The 14,630-nt window shown below is 65.6% G+C and carries 13 protein-coding genes; 7 read left to right on the forward strand and 6 right to left on the reverse strand.

Translation table 11 applies throughout. The features are described 5' to 3' along the window. Position 1: 1 nt before the first annotated feature. From acnA to lipA, 5 genes are all read right to left on the reverse strand, one after another. Positions 2-2,668 carry an aconitate hydratase AcnA gene (acnA, locus tag CCR82_RS06905; RefSeq protein ID WP_201244663.1) on the reverse strand — a complete coding sequence of 889 codons (2,667 nt, stop codon included), beginning with the start codon at positions 2,666-2,668 and terminating at the stop codon, positions 2-4. A 48-nt stretch (positions 2,669-2,716) separates the two neighbouring features. Next, positions 2,717-3,358, reverse strand: coding sequence for a high frequency lysogenization protein HflD (hflD, locus tag CCR82_RS06910; RefSeq protein WP_201244664.1), 642 nt, complete (start codon positions 3,356-3,358; stop codon positions 2,717-2,719). A 120-nt stretch (positions 3,359-3,478) separates the two neighbouring features. Continuing rightward, the gene (gene mnmA, locus CCR82_RS06915; protein WP_201244665.1) at positions 3,479-4,603 is read right to left on the reverse strand and encodes a tRNA 2-thiouridine(34) synthase MnmA; all 1,125 of its coding nucleotides are present in this window, start codon (positions 4,601-4,603) and stop codon (positions 3,479-3,481) included. Further along, positions 4,590-5,270, reverse strand: coding sequence for a riboflavin synthase (locus CCR82_RS06920; RefSeq protein ID WP_201244666.1), 681 nt, complete (start codon positions 5,268-5,270; stop codon positions 4,590-4,592). Before CCR82_RS06920 ends, mnmA begins: the two co-directional genes overlap by 14 nt. A 13-nt stretch (positions 5,271-5,283) precedes the next feature. Next, positions 5,284-6,255 carry a lipoyl synthase gene (lipA, locus tag CCR82_RS06925; RefSeq protein ID WP_201244667.1) on the reverse strand — a complete coding sequence of 324 codons (972 nt, stop codon included), beginning with the start codon at positions 6,253-6,255 and terminating at the stop codon, positions 5,284-5,286. Between the two features lie 150 nt (positions 6,256-6,405). Here lipA and ribBA point away from each other — a divergent pair, with 150 nt between their 5' ends. The 6 genes from ribBA to parC all read left to right on the forward strand — a co-directional run bounded on the left by ribBA (position 6,406) and on the right by parC (position 12,517). Next, complete coding sequence (gene ribBA, locus CCR82_RS06930; protein WP_201244668.1) at positions 6,406-7,593, forward strand: bifunctional 3,4-dihydroxy-2-butanone-4-phosphate synthase/GTP cyclohydrolase II; 1,188 nt, start codon at positions 6,406-6,408, stop codon at positions 7,591-7,593. 19 nt (positions 7,594-7,612) lie between these two features. After that, positions 7,613-8,080, forward strand: coding sequence for a 6,7-dimethyl-8-ribityllumazine synthase (ribH, locus tag CCR82_RS06935; protein WP_201244669.1), 468 nt, complete (start codon positions 7,613-7,615; stop codon positions 8,078-8,080). A gap of 1 nt (position 8,081) precedes the next feature. Continuing rightward, positions 8,082-8,588, forward strand: a complete 507-nt coding sequence (nusB, locus tag CCR82_RS06940) for a transcription antitermination factor NusB (RefSeq protein ID WP_201244670.1) — start codon at positions 8,082-8,084, stop codon at positions 8,586-8,588. 56 nt (positions 8,589-8,644) lie between these two features. Continuing rightward, positions 8,645-9,598 carry a thiamine-phosphate kinase gene (gene thiL, locus CCR82_RS06945; protein ID WP_201244671.1) on the forward strand — a complete coding sequence of 318 codons (954 nt, stop codon included), beginning with the start codon at positions 8,645-8,647 and terminating at the stop codon, positions 9,596-9,598. Between the two features lie 98 nt (positions 9,599-9,696). Then, positions 9,697-10,236, forward strand: coding sequence for a phosphatidylglycerophosphatase A family protein (locus tag CCR82_RS06950; RefSeq protein ID WP_201244672.1), 540 nt, complete (start codon positions 9,697-9,699; stop codon positions 10,234-10,236). A 31-nt stretch (positions 10,237-10,267) separates the two neighbouring features. Next, entirely contained in the window at positions 10,268-12,517 is a 2,250-nt protein-coding gene (gene parC, locus CCR82_RS06955; RefSeq protein ID WP_201244673.1) for a DNA topoisomerase IV subunit A, read from the forward strand. Between the two features lie 12 nt (positions 12,518-12,529). Here parC and CCR82_RS06960 read toward each other — a convergent pair whose 3' ends face one another. Continuing rightward, complete coding sequence (locus tag CCR82_RS06960; RefSeq protein WP_201244674.1) at positions 12,530-12,907, reverse strand: VanZ family protein; 378 nt, start codon at positions 12,905-12,907, stop codon at positions 12,530-12,532. Here CCR82_RS06960 and CCR82_RS06965 point away from each other — a divergent pair. Next, positions 12,906-14,372, forward strand: a complete 1,467-nt coding sequence (locus CCR82_RS06965; protein WP_201244675.1) for a carotenoid oxygenase family protein — start codon at positions 12,906-12,908, stop codon at positions 14,370-14,372. The genes CCR82_RS06960 and CCR82_RS06965 overlap by 2 nt on opposite strands. Positions 14,373-14,630: the final 258 nt, after the last annotated feature.

Genomic DNA, 14,630 nt, shown 5'->3' on the forward strand with positions numbered 1-14,630 from the left:
CTTAGGCCGCCGCCAGGCGCCGCAGCACATAGTGCAGGATGCCGCCATTGCGGTAGTAATCGGCCTCGTTCGGGGTGTCGATGCGAACCTTGGCTTGGAAGCGGACCTCGCTGCCATCGGCATGGGTCGCGGTCACCTCGACCTGCTTGGCGTTGCCATCGTCCAAATCGCCGATAGTGAACAGCTCGGTGCCGGTCAGGCCAAGCGATTCGGCGCTCTCACCGGAGGGGAACTGCAGCGGCAGGATGCCCATGCAGACCAGGTTGGTACGATGGATACGCTCATAGCTCTCGGCGATCACCGCGCGCACACCGAGCAGGCGTGGACCCTTCGCGGCCCAGTCGCGCGAGGAGCCAGAGCCATACTCCTTGCCGGCAATCACCACCACCGGCACGCCCTCGGCCTGATAGCGCATCGCCGCATCGTAGATCGACTCTTGATCACCGGAAGGCTGATGGAGCGTCACACCGCCCTCGGTGCCCGGCGCCATGCGGTTGCGCAGCCGGATATTGGCGAAGGTGCCGCGCATCATCACCTGATGGTTGCCACGGCGCGAGCCGTAGGAGTTGAAGTCGCCCGGCGCCACGCCCTGCTCGATCAGGTAGCGCCCGGCTGGGCTGTCGGCCTTGATGCTGCCAGCGGGCGAGATGTGATCGGTGGTGACCGAGTCGCCGAGCACCGCCAGACAGCGCGCATCGCGGATTGGCTGCACCGGCTCCGGCTGCATCTGGATGCCCTGGAAGTAAGGCGGCTCCTGGATGTAGGTCGAGCTTGGGTCCCAATCGAAGACCTTGCCGGCGGGTGCCTCGAGCGTCTGCCAATGGGCATCGCCAGCGAAGACGTCGGCGTAGGTCGAGCGGAAATCGTCTTGGCCGAGGAAGCTGGAGACGGTATCGGCCACCTCGGCCTGGGTCGGCCAGATGTCGCGCATGAACACCGGATTGCCGTCGGCGTCATCGGCGATCGGGTCATTATAGGGATCGAAACCCATCCGACCGGCGAGCGCGTAGACCACCACCAGAGGCGGCGAGGCCAGGTAGTTCATCCGCACCTCAGGATGCACACGGCCTTCGAAGTTGCGGTTACCGGAGAGCACCGAGGCGACGGTCAAATCGCCGTCGCTGATCGCCTTCGAGACCTCCGGGCGCAATGGGCCGGAGTTGCCGATACAGGTCGTACAGCCGTAGCCGACGACATGGAAGCCGAGCTGCTTGAGCGGCGTCATCAATCCCGCCGCCTCCAGATAGCGCGTCACCACCATCGAGCCCGGCCCGAGCGAGGTCTTGACCCAAGCCGGCACCTTCAGGCCGCGCGCGGCGGCCTTCTTCGCCACCAGCCCGGCGCCGAGCATGACCGTTGGATTCGAGGTATTGGTGCAGGAGGTGATCGCCGCGATCACCACCGCGCCGTCGCCGATCGCGACCGGCTCGCCATCGATCTCAGTGGTCACCGCGGGGCGGTCATCGACGCCACGTTCGGCATTCTGCGTCTTCAGCGCCCCGGCGAAGCTGGCCTTGATCTCGGTCAGCGGCACCCGATCCTGCGGGCGCTTGGGGCCGGCCAGGCTTGGCACGATGCTGCCGATATCCAGCTCCAGGGTCTCGCTGAAGTCGGCCTCGAAGCTGCCGTCGGCATCGAACATGCCCTGGGCCTTGGCATAGGCATCGACCAGCGCGACCTGCTCATCGCTGCGGCCGGTCAGGCGCAGGAAGTCGAGCGTCTCGTCGTCGATCGGGAACAGGCCGCAGGTGGCGCCATACTCGGGCGCCATGTTGGCGATGGTGGTGCGATCGCCCATCGGCAGGCTCTTGACCGCCGGGCCATAGAACTCGACCAGCTTGCCGACCACGCCATGCTGACGTAGTTGCTCGACGATGGTCAGCACCAGGTCGGTGGCGGTGGCGCCTTCCGGTAAACGCCCGCTCAGCTTCACGCCAACCACCTGCGGGATCAGCATCGAGACCGGCTGACCGAGCATCGAGGCCTCGGCCTCGATGCCGCCGACGCCCCAGCCCAGCACGCCAACGCCGTTGATCATGGTGGTGTGCGAATCGGTGCCGACCAATGTGTCCGGATAGGCCTGAAGCACGCCATTGACCTCGCGGCCGAAGACGACACGCGCCAGATATTCGACATTAACCTGATGCACGATGCCGGTATCCGGCGGCACCACCTTGAAGTCGTCGAACGCCTGCTGGCCCCACTTGAGGAACCGATAGCGCTCGCGGTTGCGCGAGAACTCGAGCTGCGCATTGAGCCCGAGCGCGCTGTCGGAGCCATAGTTATCGACCTGCACCGAGTGGTCGATGACCAACTCCGCCGGCTGCAGCGGGTTGATCTTGTTCGGATCACCGCCGAGCGCGCTCATCGCATCGCGCATCGCCGCCAGATCGACCACCGCCGGCACGCCGGTGAAGTCCTGCATCAGCACCCGCGCCGGGCGATACTGGATCTCGCGATCCGGCTCAGCCTTGGCGTCCCAGTTGGCCAGCGCCTCGATATCGGCCCGCTTGACCGTCACGCCATCCTCATAGCGCAACAGGTTCTCGAGCAGGATCTTGAGCGAGAACGGCAGCCGCGCGCTGTTCGGCACCGCGTCGACGCGAAAGATCTCATAGGATTTGCCAGCGGCGTCGAGACGGGCCTTGGACTTGAAGCTGTCGTGCATGGAGGACTCCGGGGATTGGGCTTACGGCAGAATGAGGGAAATTCTAGCTCAGCTTGGTTGCTGCAGATTCGCCGTCGGGCTCAGATAGGCGCGCGCGGCATCGAGCACTTTGCGCCGGCCGAGCAGGATCTGCATCCGCCGCCCACCGCACTGGCGCCAGAGTATCGCCGAGCGAATGCCGGCCAGCAGCAGCGCGCGGATGCGCTCCTGATTCTCTTCGTTCTGCAGATAGAGCGGATTGCCGCGCACCATGATGCGCGGCTCGAGCTTACTGATGGTCGCCGAGTAGAGGCTGGCGAAGCGGGCGATCACCTCGCGGTCGATCAAGGGCGCGTCGCCACGCGCCTCGCGCGCCGCCTCGATGCCTTCGCCGATCGCCGCCAGCATGTCGCCACGCCCAGCCAGGATGCGCTCGTGCTTGAGCAGCGTGATCACATAGCGCGTCATCTCCATGTTGCGCTCGGGCTGGCCGGTCAGTTGGGCAATGATCTGCCGTGCACCGGTCGCCACCGCGCCGGGCTCGCCAAACACCGAGGGCACATCCTCGGCATCGATCTGAAACAGACTATGCAGGCAGGGCGCCATCTGATCGATGTCGACGCTGCCGCGGTTGGCGATACGCTGCACACAGTGGATCGCCTGGTGGAGTCCGGCGAGCGCAATGATGCGGTCTTGGTCGCTATAGGGCATGGATGTAAACTCTCGAAAACCTGTGCTAGTCGCAACCCCTGAGTCGTAACCCCTGCGTCGCAACCGATCACGCCTGTAGACTAAAAAGTGATGCTCAAGGCCGACCCGGTCAGCGCACTCCTAGTCAGCCTGCTGTATCACACAACCACCTAGGCAGGCGTCGCCTTGGTAGAACACCGCCGATTGGCCAGACGTGATCGCGCGCTGGGGTGCGTCGAATAGAACTTGGCACATCTTGTTATCGTAACCGACGATGGTACAGTGCTGCAGCGGTTGCCGATGTCGCAACCGGCAGAGACAGTCGAACGGTGCCGCCGCTGGCGCCCGCCCGGCGATCCAGTGCACCTGCTCGCCGAGCAGATGCTCCGCGTAAAGCAGCGGATGATTCCCTCCCTGCACCACGATCAGCGCATTGCGCGCGACATCCTTGCGGGCGACGAACCAGGGCGCCTCGGCGGCCTCGGTGACACCACCGATGCCAAGCCCTTGGCGCTGACCGATGGTATGCCAGGCAAGCCCGCGATGTTCGCCCAAAACGCGCCCCTCGGGCGTCATGATCGGCCCCGGCGTGCGCGGGAGATAGCGCGCGAGGAAATCGCCGAAGCGTCGCTCGCCGATGAAGCAGATGCCGGTGCTGTCCTTCTTCTCGGCATTGGCCAGCCCGAGCCGGCGGGCGATCGCTCGCACCTCGGCCTTGCTCAGGTCGGCCAGCGGAAACAGTGCCCGCTCGAGCTGCGCCTGATCGAGCAGATGCAGGAAATAAGTTTGATCCTTATTGGCATCGGCTGCGAGGCGCAGATGCAGCAGCCCCTCGGCGTCCTGAGTCACACGCGCGTAATGGCCGGTGGCGATCTGCGCTGCTCCCAGCGTCTGCGCGTGTTCGAAAAAGGCGCGAAACTTGATCTCCTTGTTACAGAGCACATCCGGGTTCGGCGTGCGCAAGGCGCGATACTCGGCAAGGAAATGCTCGAACACCCGGTCCCAATACTCGCTGGCGAAGTTCACCGTATGCAGCCGGAGACCAAGCTGCTCGGCCACCGCTTGGGCATCGGCCAAATCCTCGGCCGCCGCGCAGTAGCCGGGTTCGTCGTCTTCTTCCCAATTCTTCATGAACAGGGCCTCGACCTGATACCCCTGCTCGATCAGCAGGTGCGCGGCAACGGCCGAGTCGACACCGCCGGAGAGACCGACGATGACGCGCTGTCCAGGCGTTCTAGAGGCAACGCAATGCTCAGGCGAACCCATGGCGGCGCAGAAACTCCTCGGTGAGACCCGCGTCCACGTGCTCGGCCGCCTGCTCGCCGAGCAGCAGCCGCTCCAGATAGCGCGCGATCAGGTCGACCTCGAGATTCACCCGGGTGCCGACACGATACTCACCGATGATGGTCGCGCCCAGGGTGTGCGGCACGATGTTCAGGTCGAAGACCGCGCCCTTGACCTGGTTGACGGTCAGGCTGGTGCCGTCGACGCAGATCGAGCCCTTGGGGGCGATGTAGCGCGCCAGTTCGCCGGGCGCGTGGATCTGCAGACGCCAGGAACGGGCATCCTCGCGCACCTCGAGCAGGGTGCCGACGCCATCGACATGGCCGCTGACCAGGTGCCCGCCGAGCGGGGTCGAGAGGCGCAGCGCCTGCTCCAGGTTGACGCGGGCGCCGGCCTTGAGTGTGCCCAGGGTGGTGAGCGACAAGGTCTCGCGCGAGACATCGGCCGCGAAGCCGCGCGCGCTCAGCTCGACGACGGTCAGGCAGACGCCATTGACGGCGATGCTATCGCCCATCGAGACCTGACTGAGATCGAGCGCGCCAGCCTTGACCCCGGCGTCGACCCCAGCATCGATGCGGATGCGCTGATCACCGCCGCGATCCTCGAGCGTCTCGATTCGCCCCATGGCTTCAATGATGCCGGTGAACATCGCGACCTCCGATTCAAAGCGCACCCAGCGCCTGCTGATCGGCATGATAAGAAGAACGCACCATCGGACCGCTGGCCACATTGGTGAAGCCCATCCGCTCGCCGGCGACGCGCAGCGCCTCGAACTCGGCCGGCTCCCAGTACCGGCGCACCGGCAGATGCTCGCGGCTCGGCTGCAGGTACTGACCCAGCGTCAGCATGTCGCAGCCGTGCGCGCGTAGATCGGCCATCACCGCCAGCACCTGCTCCGAGGTCTCGCCGAGGCCGAGCATCAGCCCGGACTTGGTCGGCACCTGCGGATACAGCGCCTTGAAGCGTTGCAGCAGTGCCAGCGAGCCGGCGTAATCGGCCCCTGGACGCGCCTCGCGGTAGAGCGCCGGCACGGTTTCCAGGTTGTGGTTGAACACATCCGGCGTCGCCGCGCCCGCGAACGCGGCCAGGGCCTGCGCCTCGCGCCCGCGAAAATCCGGCACCAAGACCTCGAGCTGGGTGCCCGGACAACGCGCCCGCACCGCGCGCAGACAGGCCGCGAAGTGCCCGGCGCCGCCATCGCGCAGATCGTCGCGATCGACCGAGGTGATGACGACATAGCCCAGCCCCATGCGCGCGATGGACTCGGCGAGCAGTTCGGGCTCGGTCTCGTCGATCGGCTCGGGTCGGCCATGGGCCACATCGCAGAACGGACACCGCCGGGTGCAGACATCGCCGAGGATCATGAAGGTCGCGGTGCCGTGGTTGAAGCACTCGCCGAGGTTGGGGCATTGCGCCTCCTCGCAGACGGTCGCGAGCCGGTTCTCACGCAGCAGCCGCTTGATGCGGGCGACCCCCGGGCCGGTCGGCGCCTTGGCGCGAATCCAGGCCGGCTTGCGCGGCACCTCGGAGAGGCGTTCGACCTTGACCGGGATGCGCGCGACCTTGTCCAAGCCGCGCTGATGGGTGTGCGGGCTGAAGCGTGACGGCGGGGTGAGCGGGTTGTGCTCGGCCATGTGCGAGAACCTCTCCAAAAGCAGAATGATGGTTGCAGTCTATCATCGGCGGTGGCGGCGATTGCATCGTCACTGAGTGACGGTGTGTCAATGCTGCGTTATGCTTGTCGGCTTGACACCGCATCGCTCACCCTAACGTTATTCCCCGCTATGGCCCTCAATTCCACCAACGAGATCATCGACGAACTCCGCGCCGGGCGCATGGTGGTGATCATGGATGACGAGGATCGCGAGAACGAGGGCGATCTGCTGCTCGCCGCCGACAGCGTCACGCCGGAGGCGATCAACTTCATGGCCAAGTATGGCCGTGGACTGATCTGCCTGACCCTGACCAAGGAGCGCTGTGAGCGCCTGCGCCTGCCGCTGATGGTCAACGCCAACAACGCCCCGCATTCGACCGCGTTCACGATCTCGGTCGAGGCCGCGCGCGGGGTGACCACCGGCATCTCGGCGGCCGATCGCGCGCGCACCATCGCCGCTGCGGTCGCCGCCGAGGCCAAGCCGAGCGATCTGGTCCAGCCCGGCCATGTGTTCCCGCTGATGGCGCAGCCGGGCGGGGTGCTGGTGCGCGCGGGCCATACCGAGGCCGGCTGCGATCTGGCCCGGCTCGCCGGTTTCGAGCCGGCGGCGGTGATCGTCGAGATCCTGAACGAGGACGGCACCATGGCGCGGCGCCCGGATCTCGAGCGCTTCGCCAAGGCCCATGGCCTGAAGATCGGCACCATCGCCGACCTGATCCACTACCGGGTGGCCAATGAGAAGGCCGTGATCCGCGAGTCGCAAGGTCGCCTGCCGACGGCATTCGGTACCTTCGAGGTGACCGCCTATCGCGATACCATCGAGAACGACATCCACCTGGCGCTGGTCATGGGTGAAATCAACGCCGAGCGGCCGACCTTGGTGCGGGTGCATCTGCAAAACACCCTCTGCGACCTGTTCGGCGCCCAGCACCCGGCCTGTGGCTGGCCGCTCGATGATGTGATGCGCCAGATCGCCGGGGCCGGCGAGGGCGTGATCGTGGTGCTGCGCAATCGCGATCAGGGCGATGATGTGCTGGCCAAACTGGCCGCGATCACCGAACCAACTAACCGCGACCCCATTCAGGAAGCAGCTCAGGAAACAGCTCCGGAGGCAGCCCAGGAAACGGTTCCGGAAGCGGCTCGGCAAACGAGCATGCCTGCCCCGCACAGCGCCCGCAACGAGCTGCGCACCTACGGGATCGGCGCGCAGATCCTCGCCGATGTCGGCGTGCACCGGATGCGCGTGATGAGCGCGCCCAAGGCCATGCACGGCATCTCCGGATTCGACCTCGAGGTCGTCGAGTACCTCGGTGGCTAGCGTTTGAGAGAACCCACAGATGATCAAGACCTACGAAGGCGCCCTGCGCGCCGGCAACGCGCGCTACTGCCTGGTGGTCTCGCGTTGGAACAGTTTCATCGTCGAGAGCTTGGAAAAGGGCGCGATTGACACCCTCAAACGCCACGGCGCCGAGGAGGCGGACTTGAGCATCGTGCGCGTGCCAGGCGCCTTCGAGATGCCGGTGGTGATCGAGCGCCTCGCGGCCAAGGGCGGCCATGATGCGATCATCGCCCTCGGCGCGGTGATCCGCGGCGGCACGCCGCACTTCGAGTACGTCGCCAGCGAATGCGTCAAGGGCATGGCCCAGGTCAGCCTCAAGCATGGGCTGCCGGTGACCTTCGGCGTGCTCACCGTGGACACCATCGAGCAGGCCATCGAACGCGCCGGTACCAAGGCCGGCAACAAGGGCGCCGAGGCCGCGCTCTCGGCGATCGAGATGGTCGACCTGCTGCGCGGGCTCGCCTGAGATGGCCGGACGCCGCAGCGAGGCCCGTCGCTACGCCGTGCTCGCGCTCTATCAATGGCAGGTGAGCGGCCAATCGCCGACCGAGATTGCCGGCCATTTCTTCGATGACCCGGCCTGGATGGAGGCGCTCGCCGAAGGCATGTCCGATCAGCCGTCGAGTACGACGGCCACCTCGAGCGGCGCCCGCCCCTACGATCATCAGCTTTTCAGTAGCCTGCTGCACGGGGTGCCGGAAAAGGCCGACGAGATCGACGACGCCTTGCGCGGCAACCTCGACCGCTCGCTGCAGAGTCTCGATCCGGTCGAGCGCAGCATCCTGCGCATTGGCACCTACGAGCTGCTGTACAGTCTCGAGCTGCCAGTACGGGTCGTCATCAACGAGGCGGTGGAGCTGGCCAAGGCGTTCGGTGCCGAGCAGGGCCATCGCTATGTGAACGCGGTCCTGGATCGGGTCGCGCGCTCGGCACGCACCGATGAGCTGGCCCGCAAGGCCAAGGGTTCGTCCTAGCCGGAGCCGAGCCGCGCCCGGCGTATTTTCACGAGAGCAAAAACAGGACCCTCGCGATGTCCGAATTCGACCTCATCCAGCGCCACCTCACCGGCCTCGGCGCGGCGCGCGACGATGTCCTGCTCGATGTTGGTGACGACTGCGCCCTGCTGCGGGTGCCGGCCGATCGCGAGCTGGCCTTGAGCATCGATACGCTCGTCGCCGGCGTGCATTTCCTGCCCGAGGCCGACCCCGAGGGGTTGGGTCACAAGTCGCTCGCGGTTGGTCTCAGCGATCTGGCCGCAGTCGGCGCCGAGCCGGCCTGGGCCACGCTAGCACTGACCTTGCCGACGCCCGACGAGACCTGGCTGGCGGCCTTCGCGCGCGGCTTCGCCGAGCTGGCTCGCCAGGAAGATGTGCGCCTGGTCGGCGGCGATCTCACGCGTGGGCCGCTGACGATGTCGGTCCAGGTGCATGGACTGGTGCCCCAAGGTCACGCGCTGCGCCGCTCCGGTGCGCGGCCCGGCGATCTGGTCTGCGTCAGCGGCGCGCTCGGCGATGCTGGGCTCGCGCTGCGCCATCTGCAGCGCGGCGAGCCGCTCGGCGACTACCTGCGCCAGCGCCTTGAGCGCCCGACGCCGCGCGTGGCCCTCGGCGAGGTGCTGCGTGGTGTCGCCAGCGCCGCCATCGACCTCTCCGACGGGCTGGCCTCGGATCTGGGTCACATCCTCGGCGCCTCGGCCTGCGGTGCGCGCATCGAACTCGATCGGCTGCCGCTCGCCGATCAGGTCGCCGGCGAGGTCGCCGCCGAGCACGACTGGACGCTGCCGCTCACCGCCGGTGATGACTACGAACTCTGCTTCACCCTGCCGCCCACGCACATCGGCGAGCTGAAGGTGCTCGCGGCCGCCGCCGGCTGTCCGCTGACCCAGATCGGCGAGATCGAAGCACAGCCAGGGCTGCGCTGGATGACCGCCGACGGCCATCAATGGCACAGTGACCACCTCGGCTACGATCACTTCGCACCCTGATGCGCCCTGACCAGATAATCCCGGATAATCGACGATGCGCGGCTGCATAGGCCTCGCAACAAAATTAAGCCTTCCAACCTGCTTTGAGGAGATAACCCATGAGCACGCCCCCGACCTCCGATGCGACCCTGAGTCCGACCTTTCAGCCCAGCCGCCCCGAGCACCTGATCGCCTATGGCTTCGGCGCCGGTCTCTCGCCGAAGGCGCCGGGCACCATGGGCACGCTGGTCGCGATCCCGATCTATCTGCTGCTCGCCAACCTGCCGGGTCTGGTCTACCTGCTCGCTGTCGCCGCCATGATCGGTGTCGGTGTCTGGGCCTGCGGCAAGGTCGCTGCCGAACTCGGCGAGGATGATCCCTCGGCCATCGTCTGGGACGAGGTGGTCGGTTTCCTGGTCGCGATGGCGGCGGCCCCCGTGGTCAGCCTGGCCTGGATCATCATGGGCTTCCTGCTGTTCCGCCTGTTCGACATCTACAAGCCCTGGCCGGTGAGCTGGGCCGAGAATCGCTTCCGTGGCGGTATCGGCATCATTGCCGATGACCTGATCGCCGGCGCCATGACCTGGGTGGTCCTCACGCTCATGGCGATGATCGTCAGCGCCTCGCTCGGCCATGGCGTGGCGACGATCGCGCACTGATGAGCCTTCGCCACCCCGTTGCCGTCATTGCATGAGCGATAACCCACTTTACAGCCCCGAAGGCCTCGAGCGCCTGCCGCTGCACCTGTTCAGCGAGAAGGCCTACCTGGATTACTCGATGTACGTGATCCTGGATCGGGCCTTGCCGCACATCGGCGACGGGCTCAAGCCGGTGCAGCGGCGCATCCTCTATGCGATGTCCGATCTCGGGCTGACGGCGACGGCCAAGTTCAAGAAGTCCGCGCGCACCGTCGGCGATGTGCTCGGCAAGTTCCATCCGCACGGCGACAGCGCCTGCTATGAGGCGATGGTGCTGATGGCGCAATCGTTCAGCTATCGCTATCCGCTGATCGACGGCCAGGGCAACTGGGGCTCGCCGGATGATCCCAAATCGTTCGCGGCGATGCGCTACACCGAGTCGCGTCTCACGCCCTATGCCGATGTGCTGCTCGCCGAGGTCGCCCAGGGCACGGTCGACTGGCAGCCGAACTTCGATGGCACCCTGGAAGAGCCCAAGACCCTGCCGGCGCGGCTGCCGAACCTGTTGCTGAATGGCACCAGCGGCATTGCGGTCGGCATGGCCACCGACATCCCCTCGCACAATCTGCGCGAGGTCGCCCGCGCCTGCATCCATCTGCTCAAGCATCCGAATGCCGAGCTGGATGCCCTGATGCGGCACATCCCCGGCCCGGATTTTCCGACCGCCGCCGAGATCATCACGCCACCGGCGGAGCTGCGCCGGATGTACGAGACCGGCCACGGCTCGGTCAAGCAGCGCGCCTGCTACGAGCTGGAGCAGGGCGACATCATCATCACCGCCCTGCCCTATCAGGTCTCCGGCAGTCGCATCATGGAGCAGATCGCCGCGCAGATGCAGGCGAAGAAGCTGCCGATGCTCGAGGATCTGCGCGATGAATCGGATCACGAGTGCCCGACCCGGCTGGTGCTGGTGCCGCGCTCGAACCGCATCGACGTCGCGCGGCTGATGTCGCACCTGTTCGCGACGACTGATCTGGAGCGCGGTTATCGGGTCAACATGAACCTGATCGCGCTCAATGGCCGGCCACGGGTGATGAACCTGCGCGAGATCCTGGCCGAATGGCTGAGCTATCGGCGCAGCACGGTGCGCCGCCGCCTGCAGCATCGGCTCGACAAGGTGCTCGAGCGGCTGCACCTGCTCGACGGGCTGCTGATCGCGTTTCTGAACATCGACGAGGTGATCCACATCATCCGCAGCGAGGACGAGCCCAAGCCGGTACTGATGGCGCGCTTCACCCTCACCGAAGTGCAGGCCGATTATGTGCTCAACACCCGGCTGCGCCAGCTCGCGCGCCTCGAGGAGATGAAGATCCGCGCCGAGCAGGACGCGCTGGCCAAAGAGCGCGATGGCATCCAGGCAACCCTCGGTGACGAGACCAAGCTGCGCGATCTGATCATCGACGAGATCAAGCAAGATGCCAAGCAGTATGGCGATGAGCGCCGCTCGCCGCTGACCGAGCGGCCGCTGGCCGCAGCACTGAACGAGGCCGAGCTGGCACCGAGCGAGCCGGTCACCGTGGTGCTCTCGGAGAAGGGCTGGGTGCGTCAGGGCAAGGGCCACGAGATCGATGGCGCCAGCCTCTCCTATAAGGCCGGGGATCGGTTCCTGGCGGCGGCTCGGCTGCGCAGCAATCAGCCGGCGGTGTTCCTGGACAGCACCGGGCGCAGCTATTCGCTGCCGTCGCACTCGCTGCCCTCGGCGCGCGGTCAGGGTGAACCCTTGACCGGGCGGCTCGATCCGCCGACAGGGGCGAGCTTCATCGCGCTGCTCGGCGGCGACCCGGCCCAGCGCTTATTGCTGGCCTCGGATGCAGGTTATGGCTTTATCTGCACGCTGGAGGCCTTGATCGCCAAGCCGCGTGGGGGCAAGGCGGTGTTGACGTTGCCCGAGGGCGCTCGGGTCCTGCCGCCGGTGGCATTGGCGAACGCTCCGGATGCGCAGGTCGCGATCGCGACGACCGCCGGTCATCTGTTGGTCTTTTCCGCCGCAGAGCTGCCCGAACTGACGCGCGGCAAGGGCAATAAGCTGATCGGCATCCCAAGCGCTCGCGTGAAAGCGCGTGAGGAGGTGGTCGCGGCGCTCTGCACCTTGCCGCCTGAAGCGAGCCTGAGCATCCTCAGCGGCAAGCGTCAGCTGACGCTGAAGCCGGCTGATATCGCGGGTTATCAGGCCGAGCGTGGGCGCCGAGGTGCCTTGTTGCCGCGGGGCTTCCAGCGGGTTGAAGGGATGGAAGCTGGATAGGCTATCTTCAATTTACTGGTAGCGTTGCCAGCTGGCTTTTAGGCCAAGGTAGATCAGGATACCCATGCCGTCGGCAACCCAATCAAGCAACGAGAACTGCCGCAGCGGCAGGAAGTGCTGCACGGCCTCAATCAGCAAGCCGTAGCCGAGCAGCAGGCCCCAACGCAGCGGGGCTTGCTGCTTCGCTGGCCAGCCGAGATCGGCCAGCCAAGCCATCACCGTGAAGGCCAACAGGTGATTGGCCTTATCCCAGGAAGCGCTAATCGGATCGGCGCTCGGCAGTAAGGCCAGGTAGGCGACGACCAACACACAGCCCCAGAGCGCCACCTGTGACAGTCGCTGGGTGGCCCGTTGTGCTCGCTCTGTTTTCAAGAACTCGAGATCCCTCATGACCATCCATCGGGCTGAGATGCTGAAGATACTGGCGGAGGCAATGACGCCGGTGGAGCGCGAGTATACCGATATCGAGCTGAGCGTCTCGGGGACCTTACCCCCTGCGTTGAATGGCGTGCTCTATCGCAACGGGCCGGGACACTTCGAGCGCGGCGGTGTGCCCTATGGTCACGCCTTCGACGGTGATGGCCATGTTTGTCGCTTCGAATTCGTGCATGGGCGCGTGCGCTACACTAATCGCTTCGTTCGCACTCAGGCTTTTTGCGCAGAGGAGGGCGCCGGACGCATGCTCTGGCGTGGCTTCGGTACGCAGAAACCGGGTGGGCTCCTGGCCAACGGTCTCAGGCTGCGCTTCAAGAACGCCGCTAATACCAATGTGATCTGGCAGGGTCGGCGGCTGCTGGCGCTCTGGGAAGGTGGCGCGCCGCATCGCCTGGACCCGGTAACGCTGGCGACCCTGGGTGAAGAGGATTTTGCCGGCCTGTTACGCAATCGGTTCGATCCGCTTTCACGCTGGAGCACGCCGCTGCTGCCCTTCTCCGCGCATCCGCAGCTCGATGCCGAGTCCGGCGAGCTGATCAACTTTGGGTTGGTGCTTGGGCATCCGAGCCGGCTGCTACTGTACCGGGTCGATGCCCGAGGGATGATGGCAACCCCCGAGGTCCATCAGCTCGATCGCTTCAGCTTCGTGCACGATATCGCCGTGACCGCCCGCTGGATCTGTGTGCTGCTGCCGTTTGCCGATTTCGATATCCCGCGCGCGCTGCTCGGGCTCAAGAGTCCAGCGGCGTCGCTGAAGCTCAATACAGAGCGGCCGATGCAGGCCTTGCTCATACCGCGCGCAGGCGGACCGACGCAGCTGATCGATGGGGTGCCAGGCTTCGTCTTCCACATCGCCGCGGCCAGCGATCGCGATGACGGCGGTCTTGATCTGCACGTGATCCGTTATCCAAGCTTTCCGGCCCTGGGTGATGTCGATGGCTTTTTTCGCGAGGTTGAGCAGACCGGTGGGCTGCCGCGACTGGAGCGTCTTCAGATCGATCCCGCAGCTAATCGCTGCTCGCTCAGTCCCTGCAGCGAGGAGGTCGGCTTCGAGCTGCCAACCGTCAATCCGGGTCGACTCGGCGCCGAGCGGCGGCAGATCTATGGTATCGGCACGCCAGTCGGTCGCCGGCTCCCATTTTTCAGCGCAGTGCAGCGCTTCGATATGCAGACCGGCGAGCTAATCCAGCAGGATCTTGGCGCCGATCTACCGGGAGAGCCCATCCCAACCGCGACGCGTCCGGATCAGGAGGACTGGCTGCTGAGCCTGGTCTATCGCGGTGCTGAGCGGCGCTCGGATCTCTTGGTGCTGCGCGCGGAGGATCTGGCGATCCAAGCAACGATTGAGCTGCCAAACGCCGTCCCGCCTGGGTTTCATGGCTGTTGGGTTCCTGCCGATCCTAGCGAGAAGATGAGATAGCGATTGACCGCCATCGCCGAACCACATAGCCCGCAGGGCCAAGTTGACTTGATGCTGTTTTCCTGGGAGTCACTGCGAACAACGACAATGCCGGCCCCAACCTGCAGCATCGAAGACGCCAAAAGCCTTGGCTAAGGCGATTTCCGCTTTTAGATATACCGATCTATGACATACTTGGTGGCATGTCTCAGACACTAACCTCCTGCCTATGCCCCCGGATTCTCATGCTCAGCCGGCCAGCACGCTGACAGCCGAGCA

Origin of the sequence: Halochromatium salexigens, assembly GCF_016653295.1 — a bacterium.
Taxonomy (GTDB): Bacteria; Pseudomonadota; Gammaproteobacteria; order Chromatiales; family Chromatiaceae; genus Lamprobacter; species Lamprobacter salexigens.